General features: G+C 67.8%; 13 protein-coding genes. 3 read left to right on the top strand and 10 right to left on the bottom strand.

The genetic code is table 11. The features are described 5' to 3' along the window. Positions 1–133: 133 nt before the first annotated feature. Complete coding sequence (locus LQV16_RS05135) at positions 134–1051, top strand: DUF559 domain-containing protein (protein ID WP_229992825.1); 918 nt, start codon at positions 134–136, stop codon at positions 1049–1051. Between the two features lie 85 nt (positions 1052–1136). Here the strand turns inward: LQV16_RS05135 and LQV16_RS05130 are convergent, their stop codons facing one another. From LQV16_RS05130 to glmS, 8 genes are all read right to left on the bottom strand, one after another. Further along, on the bottom strand, positions 1137–2222 hold the full coding sequence (locus LQV16_RS05130) for an inositol-3-phosphate synthase (protein WP_090575433.1): 1086 nt from the start codon (positions 2220–2222) through the stop codon (positions 1137–1139). 176 nt (positions 2223–2398) lie between these two features. Further along, positions 2399–3436: an L-glyceraldehyde 3-phosphate reductase gene (gene mgrA / locus LQV16_RS05125; RefSeq protein WP_229992824.1), complete on the bottom strand. Its 1038-nt coding sequence runs from the start codon at positions 3434–3436 to the stop codon at positions 2399–2401. Positions 3437–3451: 15 nt separating this feature from the next. Next, positions 3452–5257, bottom strand: coding sequence for a malto-oligosyltrehalose trehalohydrolase (gene treZ / locus LQV16_RS05120; RefSeq protein WP_229992823.1), 1806 nt, complete (start codon positions 5255–5257; stop codon positions 3452–3454). Between the two features lie 42 nt (positions 5258–5299). Continuing rightward, positions 5300–7624 (bottom strand): malto-oligosyltrehalose synthase, encoded by a 2325-nt coding sequence (gene treY, locus LQV16_RS05115; RefSeq protein WP_229992822.1) that lies wholly within the window; start codon positions 7622–7624, stop codon positions 5300–5302. Further along, positions 7621–10029: a glycogen debranching protein GlgX gene (gene glgX / locus LQV16_RS05110; protein WP_229992821.1), complete on the bottom strand. Its 2409-nt coding sequence runs from the start codon at positions 10027–10029 to the stop codon at positions 7621–7623. Before glgX ends, treY begins: the two co-directional genes overlap by 4 nt. Before the next feature lie 92 nt (positions 10030–10121). After that, the gene (locus LQV16_RS05105; protein ID WP_229992820.1) at positions 10122–11648 is read right to left on the bottom strand and encodes an NAD(P)H-hydrate epimerase; all 1527 of its coding nucleotides are present in this window, start codon (positions 11646–11648) and stop codon (positions 10122–10124) included. A gap of 68 nt (positions 11649–11716) precedes the next feature. Then, positions 11717–12064: a holo-ACP synthase gene (locus tag LQV16_RS05100; protein ID WP_018773713.1), complete on the bottom strand. Its 348-nt coding sequence runs from the start codon at positions 12062–12064 to the stop codon at positions 11717–11719. A 4-nt stretch (positions 12065–12068) separates the two neighbouring features. After that, positions 12069–13961: a glutamine--fructose-6-phosphate transaminase (isomerizing) gene (glmS, locus tag LQV16_RS05095; RefSeq protein ID WP_229992819.1), complete on the bottom strand. Its 1893-nt coding sequence runs from the start codon at positions 13959–13961 to the stop codon at positions 12069–12071. A 146-nt stretch (positions 13962–14107) separates the two neighbouring features. Here glmS and coaA point away from each other — a divergent pair, with 146 nt between their 5' ends. Next, entirely contained in the window at positions 14108–15073 is a 966-nt protein-coding gene (gene coaA / locus LQV16_RS05090; protein WP_229992818.1) for a type I pantothenate kinase, read from the top strand. Positions 15074–15083: 10 nt separating this feature from the next. Here coaA and LQV16_RS23670 read toward each other — a convergent pair whose 3' ends face one another. After that, a complete protein-coding gene (locus tag LQV16_RS23670; protein ID WP_356815687.1) occupies positions 15084–15422 on the bottom strand; it encodes a hypothetical protein in 339 nt (112 codons plus the stop codon). A gap of 19 nt (positions 15423–15441) precedes the next feature. Between LQV16_RS23670 and LQV16_RS23665 the strand changes: the two genes are divergently transcribed. Beyond that, complete coding sequence (locus LQV16_RS23665; RefSeq protein ID WP_356815685.1) at positions 15442–16011, top strand: M15 family metallopeptidase; 570 nt, start codon at positions 15442–15444, stop codon at positions 16009–16011. A 156-nt stretch (positions 16012–16167) separates the two neighbouring features. Here LQV16_RS23665 and glmM read toward each other — a convergent pair whose 3' ends face one another. Then, the gene (gene glmM, locus LQV16_RS05080; protein ID WP_229992816.1) at positions 16168–17529 is read right to left on the bottom strand and encodes a phosphoglucosamine mutase; all 1362 of its coding nucleotides are present in this window, start codon (positions 17527–17529) and stop codon (positions 16168–16170) included. Between the last annotated feature and the right edge of the window lie 130 nt (positions 17530–17659).

The following is a 17659-nucleotide window of genomic DNA, read 5'->3' as shown; positions in this document are numbered from 1 at the left end:
CCCCCTGTCCCCTCCCGTTGCGCTATCACTTTTGGTTGCCATTCCGGTCCTTTGGCCGCTCCAAGTGATAGCGCAACCAGGGGCCTGTGGATAACCGGAGCGGGGACCATGCGTTCGGACAAGAATGGTCCGCATGCACCCACCAGCACCCCTGCCGGCTCACCTTTCCGCGGCCCCGTTCACGGTCTACGAGGCGCGGGCTGCGAGCCTGGGCAGTGCCCGGCTCCGTTCCTCCGACCTCGCCTCGGCGGGCCGGCTGATCCATGTGCCTGTGGGCTGGGAGTTTGAAATCCGGAGCCTGGCCCGTGCCCTGTCGGCCGCGACGCCGGGCGCGTGGATTTCGCACCTCACGGCCGCCGTGCTGCTGGGGCTGTGGCTCCCGACGTGGTATCGCGGCTGCCGCGAACTGCATCTCAGCAAGCGCCGGACCCTGCCGCCGGTCCGGCGAGAGGGCGTGGTGGGGCATACCGTCCTCGCGTTCGACGACGAGCTCATGGTCCTGGACGGAATCCGGATGTCAACACCTGCCCGGACCTGGCTGGACCTAGCCCGTATCCTGCCGCTGGACGATCTCGTGGCGATGGGCGACCAGCTCGTGCGGCGGCCCCGCCCTGGACTGGAGAGCCGCACGGAGCCATGGACCACCCTTCCCGAGCTGAACACAATGTTGAAGCGCCACCCAAAGCTGAAGGGAATCGTGAAAGCGCGCGAGGCGACGGCACTGATCCGGCCCGGTGCCGACTCGGCCCCCGAGACATTCCTGCGCCTAGCGCTGACCGCAGCGGGGTTGCCGGAGCCGGAGTTGCAGCTCCGGATTGTGCCGGAAGACCCCTACTCCCCCGCCGCGGACCTCGGCTACCGCGCGCAGCGGGTGGCCATCCAGTACGACGGCGGCCACCACCTGACACGCGAGCAGCAGTCCCGGGACAACCGACGCGACGAATCGTTCAACGCGGCCGGCTGGCGCTATTTCAAATTCAACGCCGACGATCTGGCAGATGACTTCCGCGGCGCGGCCCAAAGAGTCCGGTCCGCCCTTCGTCCCCGTTAAACGCCGGTTGCCCTATCACTTACAGCGGCCAAACCAGAGGTTTAGGGACCGTAAGTGATAGGGCAACCGGGGAGAGGAGAGGCGGTTAGCGCTCCAGGTCGCCGCGGATGAAGGCCTCGACCTTTTCACGGGCGAGGTCGTCATTGAACTGCTCCGGCGGGGACTTCATGAAGTAGCTCGACGCCGACACCAGCGGGCCGCCGATGCCGCGGTCCAGGCCGATCTTGGCGGCGCGGATGGCGTCGATGATCACGCCGGCGGAGTTGGGCGAGTCCCAGACTTCGAGCTTGTATTCGAGGGACACCGGGGCGTCGCCGAAGTTGCGGCCCTCGAGGCGGACGAACGCCCATTTCCGGTCATCGAGCCACTGGACGTAGTCGGACGGGCCGATGTGGACGTCCTTGGCGGCGAGCTCGGCCTCGACGTTGGAGGTCACGGCCTGGGTCTTGGAAATCTTCTTGGACTCCAGGCGGTCGCGCTCGAGCATGTTCTTGAAGTCCATGTTGCCGCCGACGTTCAGCTGATACGTGCGGTCCAGGGTGACGCCGCGGTCCTCGAACAGCTTGGCCATGACGCGGTGCGTGATGGTGGCACCGATCTGGCTCTTGATGTCATCGCCCACGATCGGCACGCCCGCCGCGGTGAACTTGTCCGCCCACTCCTTGGTGCCGGCCAGGAACACCGGCAGGGCGTTGACGAATGCCACACCGGCATCGATTGCGCACTGGGCGTAGAACTCGGCGGCCTGCTGGGAGCCGACCGGCAGGTAGCAGACCATGACGTCAACCTTGGCGTCCTTGAGGGCCTGGACGACGTCGACCGGTTCCTCCGGGGACTGCTCGATGGTCTCGAGGTAGTACTTGCCAAGGCCGTCCAGGGTGTGGCCGCGCTGGACGGTGACACCGGTCGGCGGGACGTCGGCGATCTTGATGGTGTTGTTTTCGCTGGCCAGGATGGCGGCGGACAGGTCCTGGCCCACCTTCTTGCCGTCGACGTCAAACGCGGCAACGAACTCGACGTCGCCGACGTGGTACTGGCCGAACTCCACGTGCATCAGGCCCGGAATCGTGGCCTTGGGGTCGGCGTCTTTGTAGTACTGGACGCCCTGGACCAGCGAAGTGGCGCAGTTACCTACGCCGACGATTGCAACACGAATCGGATGTGAAGACACGGAACTCCTTTTGAGAACAAGGGTGACCGGCGCGGCCGCACTCTGTTGTGCGGCGGCGGCAGGCGGACACGGCGCCGTGAGGCGCCCTTAGTAGTCTAGTCAACACTGCCGGGGCCGCGGTTGTTCCCCGGCGGCCCCGGCTCTTGTGTTAAGTCCGGGTTAAGTGCGGGTCCTGGCTACTTCTGGGCCCACAGGTTGATGTCGGATTCGACGGCGAACTCATCGATCGCGTCGACCTCGTCGGCCGTGAAGCCCAGGTTGTTGATCGCAGACAGGGTGTCCTCGAGCTGCCGGACGCTGGAGGCGCCGACCAGTGCGGACGTGACGGAGGAGCCCTTGCCCTGCTCGCGCAGGATCCAGGCGATGGCCATCTGCGCGAGGGACTGTCCGCGGCTCTCGGCGATCCGGTTGAGCCCGCGTACGCGGTCCAGGTTGTCCTCGGTGATCATGGATTCGTCCAGGGACTTGTCCTGGGCGGCGCGGGAGTCGGCCGGAATGCCCTTGAGGTAGCGGTCCGTGAGCATGCCCTGCGCCAGCGGCGAGAACGCGATGGATCCGGCGCCCACCTGCTCCAGCGCCTCGTAGAGGTTGGGGCTGCCGTTCTCGGTCCAGCGGTTGAGCATGGAGTAGCTGGGCTGGTGGATCAGCAGCGGCGTGCCGAGTTCCTTGAGGATCCGGGCCGCCTCGAGGGTCTGTTCCGGGGTGTAGGACGAGATGCCGGCGTACAGCGCCTTGCCGGAGCGCACGGCCTGGTCCAGGGCTCCCATGGTCTCTTCCATCGGCGTCTCGGGGTCGGGGCGGTGGCTGTAGAAGATGTCCACGTAGTCCAGGCCCATCCGGCCCAGCGACTGGTCCAGGCTGGCCAGCAGGTACTTGCGGGAGCCAAAGTTGCCGTAGGGGCCCGGCCACATGTCGTAGCCGGCCTTGGTGGAGATGATCAGTTCGTCGCGGTACGGGGCGAAGTCGTCCTTGAAGTGACGGCCAAAGTTGGTCTCGGCGCTGCCGTAGGGCGGGCCGTAGTTGTTGGCGAGGTCGAAGTGGGTGACGCCCAGGTCGAAGGCGCGGCGCAGGATGGCGCGCTGGATCTCGAACGGCTTGTCGTCGCCGAAGTTATGCCACAGGCCCAGCGAGATGGCCGGGAGGTTCAGGCCGCTGCGCCCCACGCGGCGGTAGGGCATGGAGTCGTAGCGGGTATCAGATGCCAAATATGTCATACGTCATATCCTGCCTTAGTTGGTGAGAATCGCCGCGCTGTGACCGGGGAGCTCGAGCCGGATGGCGGACGGCTCACCGGTGGGAACCGGCTCCGCGCCGGGAGTCGGGTGCAGCCGGACGGCGTCGTCCGTGGCCAGGGCGAGAGTGGCGCCGCGGACCGGGAGCCGCCGCTCCCCGGCGGAAAAGTTCATCGCCACCTCGGTGCGGCCGCGGCGCAGCAGCAGCCAGCCCTCGTCCTCGCTGACGTCGACGACGGTGTCCTCGAAGCCGGGTTCCGTCAGGTCCGGCGTGCTGCGGCGCAGCGCGATCAGCGCCCGGTACAGCTCCAGGAGGCGGGCGTGGTCCCCTCCGGAGGCCTCGGCCCAGTCGAGCTTGGACCGGGTGAAGGTCGCCGGGTCCTGCGGATCGGGCACGACGGCGGGGTCCCAGCCCATGCGCTCGAACTCCCTGATCCGGCCCTCGGCCGTCGCCCTGCCCAGCTCCGGTTCGGGGTGGGAGGTGAAGAACTGCCACGGGGTGGTGGCCCCGTATTCCTCGCCCATGAACAGCATGGGCGTGAACGGCGCGGTCAGGGTGGCGACGGCGGCGAGCGCGAGCTGCCCGTAGCCCAGGGACTGCGACAGCCTGTCCCCGGTGGCCCGGTTGCCGATCTGGTCGTGGTTCTGGCTGCACACCACCAGCGCGGCGGGGTGGACCTGGGCCGGGTTGATGGGCCGGCCGTGGTGGCGGGCGCGGAAGCTGGAGTAGCTGCCGTCGTGGAAGAACCCGCGCTCCAGGACCTTGGCGAGGGCCCCGAGCGAGTCGAAGTCGGCGTAGTAGCCGGTGGTTTCGCCGCTGACGTTGACGTGGACGGCGTGGTGGAAGTCATCGCTCCACTGCCCGGCCAGCCCGTAGCCGTTGGTGTCCCGCGGGTAGAGCAGGCGCGGGTTGTTTAGGTCCGATTCGGCGATCATGGTCGCCGGGCGGCCCGTTTCCGCCGAGACGGCGTCCGCGAGGGCGCCGAAGTCTTCCAGCAGGTGCACGGCGCGCTCGTCCTTGAAGGCGTGCACGGCGTCCAGCCGCAGGCCGTCCACGTGGTAGTCCCGCAGCCACATGGCGGCGTTGTCCAGGATGTAGCGGCGCACCTCGTCCGACTCCGGTCCGTCCAGGTTGACGGAGTCGCCCCAGGTGTTGCCCTCCCCCGACTTCAGGTAGGGCCCGAACCGCGGAAGGTAGTTGCCGCTGGGGCCGAGGTGGTTGTAGACCACGTCCTGGATGACGCCAAGGCCGGCGGTGTGGGCGGCGTCGACGAAGCGCTGGTATGCGGCGGGCCCGCCGTAGCCTTCGTGGACGGCGTACCAGAGGACGCCGTCGTATCCCCAGTTGTGCGTGCCGTTGAACCCGTTGACCGGCAGCAGCTCCACGAAGTCGATGCCCAGCTCCGCCAGGTACTGCAGCTTCCCTGCCGCGGCGTCCAGTGTTCCCTCCGGCGTGAAGGTGCCCACGTGGAGTTCGTAGATGACGGCGCCCTTGAGCTCCCGTCCCGCCCACTGGCCATCAGCCCACTGGTGGCGTCCGGCGTCGAACGTGCGGGAGAGGGCGTGGACGCCCGTGGGCTGGCGCCGGGACCGCGGGTCCGGCAGCGGGGTGGGGTCCCCGTCCACCAGGTAGCCGTAGTCCGCCTCCCCGGAGGCGGGCGCCCCGGGGGCAGTCCACCAGCCGGGCGCCTCCCCGCCGCGGCGGGTCATGTCATACTTCCGGCCGTCAGCGAGGAGCGTGACCGCCTGCGCTTCGGGAGCCCAGAGATCGAAGCGGTCGTTTCCGTGTGCAGGCAAGGTCATGGCATTCTTCCGTTCCCCAAGTGTCGGTACGTCAAGGACTGCTTAGGCGGTTGGCACCAGGAGGGCCACCGGGTAGTTCCGCAGGATCTCCCCCACGGGTACGGTGCCCGGACCGTGCGTGGAGCCGGTCAGTTCATCGGACATGGCCGCGGCCAGCACTATGGTCGTGTCCTGCCATCCGCCGCGCTGCTCCAGGCCGTGGGGCAGCCGGGTGGCGAGCGTCAGCGCGCCCGGGGCTGAGGGGGTTCCGCGGTCAAAGGCGAGGACATGCGCGGCGGCGCTGCCCGTGGCCGGGACCGGCGTGTACCCGGTGAACAGCTCCGGCCGGTCCCGCCGCAGGCGCAGGGCCCGCGAGGTGACGAGGAGTTTCGCTGTCTCGTCCAGGAACGACGCCGGACGCTCACCGGCGTCGAGCGCGGCGAGGGCGCGCCGTCGGGCGCCGAAGTTGAACGGCCGCCGGTTGTCCGGGTCGGTCAGCGAGCGGTCCCAGAATTCGGTGCCCTGGTAAACGTCCGGCACGCCGGGCATGGTGAGCTGCACGAGCTTGGCGCCGAGTGAGTTGACGGCCCCGTATGGCTCCAGCAGGGCCACGAGGGACTCGAGCTCTGCCGTCACCTCCGGGTTGTCGAAGGCGGCGTCGACGGCGGATGAAAGTTTCGCCTCGAAAGCCTCGTCCGGATCGATCCAGTTGGTCGAGTTCCCGGCCTCCCGGGCGGCTTTTTGTGCATAGGACTGCAGCCGGTCGCGGTCCGCGGGCCAGGCGCCCGCGATGGCCTGCCACAGCAGGTTTGCCAGCGGTCCGTCCGGCAGGGGCGCCAGCTTCTGCAGCCGCTGGAGGGAGGCCTGCCATTCCGGCGCGAGCTCCGCGAGGACCGAGATCCGGGCGCGGGTGTCCTCGCTGCGCTTGGTGTCGTGGGTGCTGAGGGTCGTCATGGACAACGGCAGACCGGCCTCGCGGCGGGCCATCCGGGTGTGGAATTCCTCCGGCGCCACGGCAAACTCGGTGGGATCGGCGCCGACTTCGGTCAGGGTGCCCAGCCGGGTGTAGCGGAAGAACGCGGTGTCTTCCACGCCCTTGGCCATGACCATCCCGGAGGTCTGCTGGAAGCGGATGCCCAGTTCGGCCTCCGCGTCGAGCAGGAGCGGCAGGAGCACGCCGACGGCGCCTTCGAGTTCGGGGCGGCGGCGGACAGCGAGTTCGCAGGCTTCCTTGAGGACGTCTGCACCCTCCGGCAGGTAGCTGCGGTAGACCGGGAACGCGGCGATGATCTCAGACAGCGCGTCCGCCGCGGCGCCCTCAGCCAGCCCTGCCCCGGCCGGGACCAGCCGTGCCAGGCGAAGCATTTCCGAGTGCAGGATTCCGTCCGTGATCCGTCGTTTGGTGCCGCGGATCATGTCGTCGTAATCTGCCGCGCCGCCGCGCAGTTCGGCGTCGAGCGCGTCGAGCGAGCCCTGGCCGGCGGCGTCGACGAACACCCTGTCCACGTCCGCGAGCGCGTCGTAGCCGGTGGTGCCCTCGCACTCGAAGCCGGCGGGCAGGGTCTCACCCGGTTCCAGGATCTTCTCGATGAGCAGGTAACTGCCGCCCGTGACCTCGCGCAGCCGGTGCAGGTATCCCTCCGGATCGGCGAGGCCGTCCGGGTGGTCGATCCGTAGCCCGTCGACGAGTTCTTCCCGGAACCACCGCACAACCTCTGCGTGGGCTTCATCGAAGACCTCGGGAAGCTCCACCCGGATTCCGGCCAGGCTGTTGACGGCAAAGAACCGGCGGTAGTTCAGGTCCGTGTCCGCCCGGCGCCAGCCGATCAGCTCGTAGTGCTGCCGGTCGTGGACCTCACGGGGGTCATCGGCAGTGGAGTCACCTGCGGTATATGTGCCCTCTGCAAGCGGAAAGCGGTGGTCGTAGTAGCGCAGTTCCCCGTCACGGATCTCAAGCGCGTCCACGTCCGTGTCTGCGCCCAGCACGGGGATCCGCACGCGGCCGCCGCCGAAGTCCCAGTCGACGTCGAACGCCTGCGCGTAGCGGGACTGCCGCCCCTCCTTCAGGAGCGACCACCACCACGGATTCTGGACCGGGGAAGCGACGCCGACATGGTTGGGCACGATGTCAACGAGCACGCCCATGCCGGCTTCCCGCGCGGCCGTCGACACCGCCAGCAGGCCTTCCGCGCCGCCCCGGTCCGGATCAATGACAGAGGGATCGGTGACGTCGTAACCGTGGTCCGAACCCCGCTCCGCCGTCAGGATCGGCGAAAGATAGATCCAGTCCACGCCCAGCGACTTCAGGTACGGAACGGTCTGCGCGGCGTCCTGCAGCGTAAAGCCGGGACGGATCTGCAGCCGGTACGTCGAGACCGGGGTCCTCATGAGGCCGGGCCCTTTTTGGACCGCGGCTTCTTGCCAGCCCTGGCCGGGGCGCGTTTGCCCGGGGCACGCTTCGCCGGAGCGGGCTCAGGCTCAGCCTGAGGCTCAGCCGCAGGGGCTGCCTCCGCCGGAGCCTCCTCGGCCGGCTCGGCCGGAGCCTCCTCGGCCGGCTCGGCCGGAGCGGCAGGAACCTCGGTAACCTTGGCAACCTGCTCAGCCGGCGCAGCGGTGACCGCTTCCGCGGGAGCTTCGGCCCGGGCCGCCAGGGAGGCTGCGGCGGAGTAGTCCACCTCCACCTCCGGGCCCGAGTAGGCGCGCAGCACCACAAGGGACTTTGCCGCCAGCTTCAGGACACTCCCGGCCTTGAGCGGCTGGCCGGTGTCCGCCGAGTCGGCGGTGTCCACGAGGAGATCCCAAAACGGCGTATATTCCTCGGCCGGGAGCAAGAAATCGACGCTGTCGTCATGGGCGTTGAACGCCAGCAGAAAACTGTCGTCGGTGATACGGCGTCCGCGCGAATCCTGTTCCTGGATGCCGTGGCCGTTATAGAACACGCCGATGGTCCGGCCGAATCCGCTGCCCCAGTCCTCCGGCAGCATTTCCTTGCCGTCGGTATTGAGCCAGACGATATCCGGCAGCTTCTCGCCCTCGCCGCGGCGTACCGGGCGGCCGTCGAAGAAGCGGCTGCGCCGGAAGGTGGGGTGGTCGCGGCGGATCTTGTTGACCACCGCTGTGAACTCCACGAGCGGCTGGTCTATGGCGTCCCAGTGCACCCAGCTGAGTTCGGAGTCCTGGCAGTACGTGTTGTTGTTGCCCTGCTGGGTGCGGCCCAGCTCGTCGCCGTGCAGCAGCATCGGAACGCCCTGCGAAAGCAGCAGGGTGGCAATGAAGTTCCGCTGCTGGCGGGCGCGCAGCGTCAGCACGGCGTCGTCCTCGGTATCGCCTTCCGCGCCGCAGTTCCAGGAGCGGTTGTGCGATTCGCCGTCGTTGTTGCCTTCACCATTGGCGTCGTTGTGCTTCTCGTTGTAAGACACGAGGTCGCGCATGGTGAAGCCGTCGTGGGCGGTGACGAAGTTGATGGACGCCACCGGACGCCGGGCAGAGCTCTCGTAGAGGTCGGCCGATCCGGTCAGGCGCGAGGCGAATTCGCCGAGCGTGGACGGTTCGCCGCGCCAGAAGTCACGGACGGTGTCGCGGTACTTGCCGTTCCACTCGGTCCACTGCGGCGGGAAGTTGCCCACCTGGTAGCCGCCGGGACCCACGTCCCACGGCTCGGCAATCAGCTTGACCTGGGAGACGATCGGGTCCTGCTGGATCAGTTCGAAGAAGGTGGAGAGCTTGTCGACGTCGTAAAACTCCCGCGCCAGGGTGGAGGCGAGGTCGAAGCGGAACCCGTCCACGTGCATTTCCGTCACCCAGTAGCGCAGGGAATCCATGAGCAGCTGGAGGGAGTGCGGGTGCCGGACGTTCAGCGAGTTGCCGGTGCCGGTGTAGTCCATGTAGTGCTTCAGGTCATCGTCCACCAGCCGGTAGTAGGCGGCGTTGTCGATGCCCTTGAAGGAAAGGGTGGGGCCCAGGTGGTTGCCCTCGGCCGTGTGGTTGTAGACCACGTCCAGGATCACTTCCATGCCGGCCTTGTGCAGCTCGCGGACCATGGCCTTGAATTCCTGGACCTGGTGCCCGACGTCTCCGGAGGAGCTGTAGGTGTTCTGCGGGGCGAAGAAGCCGATGGTGTTGTAGCCCCAGTAGTTGTTGAGGCCCTTCTCCACGAGGGTGCCGTCGTTGACGAACTGGTGCACGGGCATCAGTTCCACAGCGGTAACGCCGAGTTTCTTGAGGTGCTCCACGACGGCGGGGTGTGACACGCCCGCGTAGGTGCCGCGCTGCTCCTCCGGGACCTCCGGGTGCAGCTCGGTCAGGCCCTTGACATGGGCTTCATAGATGACGGACTCGTGGTACGGGATGCGCAGCTGGCGGTCGCCGTCCCAGTCAAAGAACGGGTTGATGACCACGCCGTGCATGGTGTGCGGAGCTGAATCGGCGTCATTGCGGGACGCGGGGTCCCCGAAGTTATAGGAGAAGAGCGCGGGGTCCCAGTCGATCTGGCCCTGGATAGCTTTGGCATACGGGTCCATCAGCAGCTTGTTCGCATTGAACCGGTTGCCTTTGTCCGGCGCGTAGGGTCCGTGGACACGGTAGCCGTACTTCTGGCCGGGCTGGACCTGCGGCAGGTAGCAGTGCCAGACATAGCCGTCCACCTCGGTCAGTTCGATCCGGGTTTCGGACAGGTCGTCAGCCAGGAGGCACAGTTCCACACGCTCGGCGCGTTCGCTGAACAGGGCAAAGTTGGTGCCAGTGCCGTCAAAAGTGGCTCCCAGCGGGTAAGCCGTTCCGGGCCAGACTTCCATGTGTACTCCTCGTGCGTGACGAATTATTCTCTAGACAGACTACTTGTAAGTAGGGTTAGCATTTGTTCGGGCGCACTGAGCGCGGCCGTTTATTACAGTTCCCGCATCACCTCCGGAACGGCACCGGCGATGGCCGTTGCGGTCACCGGTCCCCCTTGGGAGGCCAGGACTCCGGCGCGGCCGTGGATGCTGGCTGCCATCGCCGCGATCGCCGCCCATCTGGCGTCGGGATCGATGTCGTGTCCACCGAAGCGCCCGACGTCGGCACCCACCTGGGCCAGCAGCCCACCGATAACTCCTGCCAGGACATCGCCGCTGCCTGCTGTGGCGAGCCAGGGCGTGCCCTCGGCCTGGCTGAAGAAGTCCTGGAAGGGGGAGGCTACGAGGGTCGTGGCGCCCTTGAGCAGCACCGTGGCTTCGGTCAGGCCCGCAGCCACCCGCACCGCGCTGAGCGTGGATGCTTCTACCGCGGAGCGCTCTGATGCGACCCCGAGGCGCTGAAGCAACGCCGACAGTTCGCCAGCGTGGGGTGTCAGGATCACTTGCGGGGCCAGCACGTCGGGCAGGGCCGGCAGCGCGCCGGCGTCGGCGATCGTCGGCAGGCCCGAGTCTGCGGCGTCGCGGGCGCGCTGCAACTGCTGCTCATTGGAGTCATCCAGCCCACAGCCCACGAGCCAGGCCTGAACGTGCGTCTCGGCCACGGTGCCGTCGCTGCACACGACTTCGGGGCAGGCCTGCCGGACGAGGTCGGCGACGTCCGGCGGCCCAAGGTAACGCACCATGCCGACGCCGGCGGCCAGGGCACCCTTGCAGGCAAGCACGGCGGCGCCGGGATATGCGGCGGAGCCTGCGACCACCCCAAGCACCCCCCTGGAGTATTTGTGCGACCGCCGCTCCGGGCGTGGCAGCAGCGCGGAAAGGTCTCCGGCCTCAAGCCGTCGCAGGGCCGGCCATGGCAGCGCTCCTTCGATGCCGATCGGAATGACCTGCACGCGGCCCGCGAAGTCGGCGCCGGGGTCTGCCAGCAGGCCTGCCTTGGCGGCACCAAAGGTCACCGTCATGTCGGCGGTCAGCACCGGCGAGTGTGCCTCTCCGGTGTCCGAGTCGACGCCGCTGGGGATGTCGCAGGCCACCACGAGGGCCGGCCGGGACCGCTCCAGCGCCGCGATCAGTTCTGCGGCCGGTCCCCGCAGCCCGCCCTGCGCTCCGGTCCCGAGGACCGCGTCGATCACGACGTCGGCGCCGCCGGCCATCGCGGCGAGTTCGGCCACGTTGTCCCCGGTGAGGGCCACGGCATGCCCGCCCGCTTTCCGGAACGCCGCCAGCCCGGCGTCGTGGGCCGCGCCGGCGGTGAGCACCGCCGTCGTCCGCATGCCGCGGCGGGCCAGCAGCGCTGCGGCGAAGAGCCCGTCCCCGCCGTTGTTGCCCTTGCCCGCCAGCACGGCCACGCTGGAGCCGTACAGCCGCTTCCCGCCCCCTTGCAGGCCGCTGATGACAGCGTTGGCGAGGCCGTAGGCGGCCCGCTGCATGAGAACAGCGCCCGCACCGGAGCCCAAGGTGTCGTCGAGAAATGGCTTCTCGGCGTCTCGTACCTGGGTTCCGGTGTAGGCGCTGATCATGGTTTCAGTCCATTCGCGGTCGCTGGGAAATGCCTGGCGCTCAGGCCGGTTCGGCCTGGACGGCTCTCTCAGCCTTCGGCGACAACTGTCGCGGTGGCAATCCCGCCGTCGTGGCTCATGGACAAGTGCCAGCGCTTGACGCCCTTCGACTCCGCCACAGCCAGCACGGTGCCTTTGACCTGCACGGTGGGACCGTTCTGGTCCAGCCCGATCCAGCAGTCCTGCCAGTTCATGCCGGCCGGCGCCCCCAGCACCTTGGCCACGGCCTCCTTGGCCGCAAACCGCGCGGCGAGGGAGCGCGTGTTCAGTTCCCGTTCGGCGGGGACGAACAGCCTGTCGCGCAGCCCGGGGGTGCGCTCGAGCTGCCGGCCGAACCGCTCAATGTCTACGACGTCTACGCCTATGCCAACGATCATGGCGTTATTCTACGGTCACGCTCTTGGCCAGGTTGCGCGGCTGGTCCACGTCATAGCCCTTGGCCGAGGCGAGTGCGAGGGCGAAGATCTGCAGCGGAACCGTTGCGAGCAGCGGCGCCAGGAGCGTGGGGGTCTCCGGGATGTAGAAGACGTGCTCGGCGTAGGCCTTCACAGCCTCGTCCCCTTCCTCCGCGATCACGATGGTCCGGGCGCCGCGGGCGCGGACTTCCTGGATGTTGGAGACCACCTTGGCGTGCAGCGAGTCGCGGCCACGCGGAGACGGGACCACCACGAAGACGGGCTGGCCTTCCTCGATCAGGGCGATCGGGCCGTGCTTGAGCTCGCCGGCGGCGAAGCCCTCGGCGTGGATGTACGCGAGCTCCTTGAGCTTCAGCGCACCTTCCATCGCCACCGGGAACCCGACGTGGCGGCCCAGGAACAGCACGGATTTGGCATCGGCCATGGACCGGCCGAGTTCCTTGATCTCGGCCTCGTTGTCGAGGATGCGCTGGATCTTGGCGGGAATCTTGCCCAGGTCAGCCAGGATGTCCTTGATCTCGCCCTGGAACTTGTTGCCGCGCAGCTGTGCCAAATAAAGGCCCAGCAGGTAGGCAGCCGTGATCTGGGCCAGGAACGCCTTGGTCGAGGCGACGGCGATCTCCGGTCCGGCGTGCGTGTAGAGCACGGCGTCCGATTCCCGCGGGATGGTGGACCCGTTGGTGTTGCAGATGGAGACCGTCTTGGCGCCCTGCTCCTTGGCGTAGCGGACCGCCATGAGGGTGTCCATGGTCTCGCCGGACTGGGAGATGGAGACAATCAGGGTGTTCTCGTCCACGATCGGATCCCGGTAGCGGAATTCGTGCGAGAGTTCGACCTCGGTGGGGATCCGGCACCAGTGCTCAATGGCGTATTTCGCAACCTGGCCGGCGTAGGCGGAGGTGCCGCAGGCCAGGACGATGATTTTGTCGACGTTCTTGAGCAGCTGCGGATCGACACGGAGCTCATCAAGCGTCAGCTTGCCGTGGATGTCGGAGCGCCCCAGCAAGGTCTGCAGCACGGCGTCCGGCTGGTCGTGGATTTCCTTTTCCATGAAGGACGGGAAGCCGCCCTTCTCGGCAGAGGCAGGGTCCCAGTTGACGTGGTATTCGTTGCCCTCGGCGGGGGCGCCGTAGAAGTCCGTGATCTCCACGGAGTCGGCGGTGATCGTGACGATCTGGTCCTGGCCGAGTTCCACGGCGCGCCTGGTGTAGTCGATAAAGCCGGAGACGTCGGAGCCGAGGAAGTTCTCGCCTTCGCCGAGGCCGACGACGAGCGGGGAGTTCCGGCGGGCCGCGACCACCACGTCAGGCTGGTCGGCATGGACGGCGAGGAGCGTGAACGCGCCCTCGAGCCGCTGGCAGGCGAGCTGCATGGCCAGGGTGAGGCCGCCATTGGTGACGTCACCGCCCAGCTGGTTCCGGTAGATGTCCCCGAGCAGGGCAGCCGCTACTTCGGTGTCGGTCTCGGACTCGAATATGACGCCCTTGCGCTGGAGTTCCAGTTTGAGCTCGGCGAAGTTCTCGATGATGCCGTTGTGGATCAGGGCCAGCTTGCCGCCGTCGGACAGGTGCGGGTGCGCGTTCTGGTCCGTCGGGCCGCCGTGTGTGGCCCAGCGCGTGTGGCCGATTCCCGTGAGGGATTCCGGCAGCGGGCGGGTGTCCAGCTCCGCGATGAGGTTGCTCAGTTTGCCCGACTTCTTCCGGGACGAAATGGTGCCGTCGGCAACCACCGCAATGCCCGCGGAGTCGTAGCCCCGGTACTCCAAGCGCCGCAATCCTTCAAGGACAACGTCCAAGGCATTGTGTCCAGCATTTACCCGGCCATCTGAGTGGCCCACATATCCAACGATTCCACACATGGTCATAAGCCTAGCGGGTTTCCGGGAGGGAGGACGTGGGCCAGCGGCGCGCGGGCGCCCCGGCGCGGGTGCTGGTGAGGGCCTGCCCGGGCTCCCACCGGCCGGTCCATTTCGCTCTCGGCGCTGGGAAGGGCAGAATCTCTAGGGTGACTTTGCAACGCAATGAAGCGAACGGGGAAGGTGTCTCCCCATTCGTGGAGCTGGACCGGCAGACCTGGTCCCGGCTCGCTGCCCAGATGGAACAGCCCCTTAATGAAGAGGATGTGTTCCGCCTTCGCGGCCTCGGGGACCCCCTCGACATCAAGGAAGTGCGCGAGGTCTATCTGCCGCTGTCCCGGCTCCTGCACCTTTACGTGGAAGCCGCGGGCCAGCTTCACTCAGCCACCACTACCTTCCTCGGCGAAACCACCCAGCGCACGCCCTTCGTCATCGGCGTGGCCGGTTCGGTGGCCGTGGGCAAGTCCACCATCGCCCGCGTCCTGCGGGAAATGCTCCGCCGCTGGCCGGGCACCCCCAACGTGGAGCTCATCACCACGGATGGATTCCTCTACCCGCTCGCCGAGCTCAAGCGCCGGCAACTGCTGGAACGCAAGGGTTTCCCGGAGTCGTACGACCGCCGCGCCCTGCTGCGCTTTGTGAGCGAGATCAAGGGCGGCGCCGAGGAAGTCCGTGCCCCCTGGTATTCCCACGTCACCTACGACATCGTCCCCGGCAAGGAAGTGGTGGTGCGCCGGCCGGACGTGCTGATCGTCGAGGGACTGAACGTCCTGGCGCCGGCCCGGCCGCGGCAGGACGGCAGGCAGGGCCTGGCCCTGAGCGACTTCTTCGACTTCTCCATCTACGTCGACGCGAAAACCTCATATATCGAGGAGTGGTACGTGGACCGGTTCCGCAAACTGCGGACCACGGCCTTCGCCCAGCCGGAATCGTACTTCCACCGCTACGCAACACTCTCCGATACCGAGGCCGAACAAACCGCGCGTGAGATCTGGAAGCGCATCAACGAGCCCAACCTCGAGGAGAACGTCCTCCCGACCCGGGGCCGTGCGCAACTGGTCCTGACCAAGGACGCCGACCACTCCATCCGCCGGATGCTACTGAGGAAGGTCTAGCACAGATGTGCTACGACAACGCGGACGGAGCGTTCGGACGGCAGCCTGCCAGCCCGGATTCGCCGAGCCGCCGGGCCTTCAGCCGCCTCCTGCTGGCAGGCACTGGCCTCGCGGCGCTCTCAGCCTGCACCCCGGCCCAGTCCTTCACGCCGTCCGGCACGCCGGGGCCGACGCCGGACCCGACCCCGGGCATGGGCAGTGCGACGCCGACCGCAGCCGCCGCGGCGTCTAGCCCGCCGGCCAGCTCACCATCTGCGACCCCGGCGCCCGCGGCGGCGGCGGCTGTCCCGCCGTCGGCCGCGGCGCCCCCTCCCTCGGCCGCGGCGCCGGGGCCGCAGCATTCACTCACGGACCCCACCAGTGCCTGGGTGATCGTCAACAAGCACCGGCCGCTGGCCCCCGCCACCTTTGTGCCGCCGGATCTGGTCCGGCCGGCCGTCCGCCTGGCCACCTCCGGCGAGGCGGCACTGCTGAACAGCACGACGGCGGCCGCGGCGGAGAAGATGTTCGCGGCGGCGGCAGCGGAGGGCGTCATCATCACGCTGGCCAGCGGTTACCGTTCATTCGCGACGCAGACGGCGACCTACGGCAGTTGGGTTCGCGCGCAAGGGCAGGCCGGGGCCGACACTGCCTCCGCACGGCCGGGCTATTCCGAGCACCAGACGGGCTGGGCATTCGACATCGGCGACGGCAGCGGCGCAGACGCTTTTACCCCGCAGTTCAAGGACCGGCCGGCGGCGATCTGGGCGAAGGCGAACGCCCACCGCTTCGGCTTCGTGGTCCGCTACCCGTGGATGCTGCACGAAATCACCGGCTATTTCTACGAGCCATGGCATCTGCGCTACATCGGTACCGCGGCGGCCACGGACATGTCCGCCCGCGGGATCGGCACGCTGGAACAGTACTTCGGCCTGGAGCCGGCGCCGGCGTACTTGTAAGGCGTCAGCGGCCTGCGCGGATTTTCCCCACCTTTGCCACCACGACGACGGGACACCCCGGCGCAATCGGCCGACACGCCGTCGGGCGCCCTCGTAGGTGGGGAAACCCGGCGGCGCCGGCCACAGGGACCGGCCGACGGAACCGTTTGAGTCTGGCTATTCGGCCACAAGCTCCAGGGCCAGTTCGGTCCGTACCACTTGAGCCAGCCGCTCGGCGACGCCCTGGGCGGTCTTGTGGTCTCCGGCCTCCACCATCACACGTACCACCGGCTCGGTGCCGGAGGGACGCAACAGGACGCGTCCGGTGTCGCCGAGTTCGGCTTCGGCGATCGACACGGCTGCAGCCACCACTTCATCGCCCTTCACCCGGCTACGGTCCACGCCCTTGACGTTGATGAGGACCTGGGGCAGCTTGGTCATCACCGTGGACAGTTCCTTGAGGGGGCGCCCGGTGAGGGCCACCTGGGCCGCAATCTGCAGCCCGGTCAGCACGCCGTCGCCGGTGGTGGCGTGGTCGGCAAAAATCACATGCCCGGACTGCTCGCCGCCAAGGCTGAAGCCGCCGTTGCGCATTTCCTCGAGGACGTAGCGGTCCCCCACGCCGGTTTCACGTAGGCTGATCCCGGCGTCGCGCAGGGCGAGCTTCAGGCCGAGGTTGCTCATGACTGTGGCCACCAGGACATCGTCCTTGAGCTTTCCGGAGGCCTTGAGGGCTATGGCCAGGATGGCCATGATCTGGTCGCCGTCCACCTCGTTGCCTTCGTGGTCCACCGCGAGGCAACGGTCGGCGTCGCCGTCGTGGGCGATACCGAGGTCCGCCCCGTGGTCCAGCACGGCCCGCTTGAGCGGGCCAAGGTGGGTGGAGCCCACCCCTTCGTTGATGTTGAGTCCGTCCGGTTCGGCGCCAATGACGATCACGCTGGCGCCGGCGTCCTTGAAGACCTGCGGGGAACAGCCGCTAGCTGCGCCGTGGGCGCAGTCGAGCACCACTTTCAGGCCGTCCAGGCGGTGCGGGAGCGTGCCGAGCAGGTGCACGATGTAGCGGTCCTCGGCGTCGGAGAAGCGCTGGATCCGTCCTACCTCGCCGCCCACGGGCCGGAAGGGCTCCTTGGCGAGCTGCACTTCGATGGCGTCTTCGACGTCGTCGGGCAGCTTCTGGCCGCCACGGGCGAAGAATTTGATGCCGTTGTCAGGCGCAGGGTTGTGGGAGGCCGAGATCATGACGCCGAAGTCGGCGCCGAGGTCTGCCACGAGGTAGGCGGCAGCCGGGGTGGGGAGAACTCCGGCGTCGTAGACGTCGATTCCCGAGCTTGAGAGGCCGGCCTCCACGGCGGCCGCGAGGAACTCGCCACTGGCCCTCGGGTCGCGTGCAACCACGGCGATCGGCCGCTTCCCGGTCGTGTTGCGGTTATGGCCAAGCACGACGGCGGCCGCCTGGGCCAGCTGCAACGCGAGCTCGGCGGTCAGCAACCCGTTCGCCAGGCCGCGGACTCCATCGGTTCCAAATAATCTAGACATCGGACCAAGTTTAGTCGATGGCCGGAAGAAGTCCGGCCTTAACGGCGAAAGCCCGTCCCGCCGGGTGGCGGAACGGGCTTTCGTGCAAGCGCCAAAAGCGCTTGGAAGCGGGATTAGCGCTTGTGGATCC

The sequence above is a fragment of the Arthrobacter sp. Bi26 genome (genome assembly GCF_918697925.1).
Classification (GTDB): Bacteria; Actinomycetota; Actinomycetes; order Actinomycetales; family Micrococcaceae; genus Arthrobacter.
The sequence above is the reverse complement of the archived record's forward strand: the minus strand, read 5'-3'. Positions and strand labels throughout refer to the sequence as shown.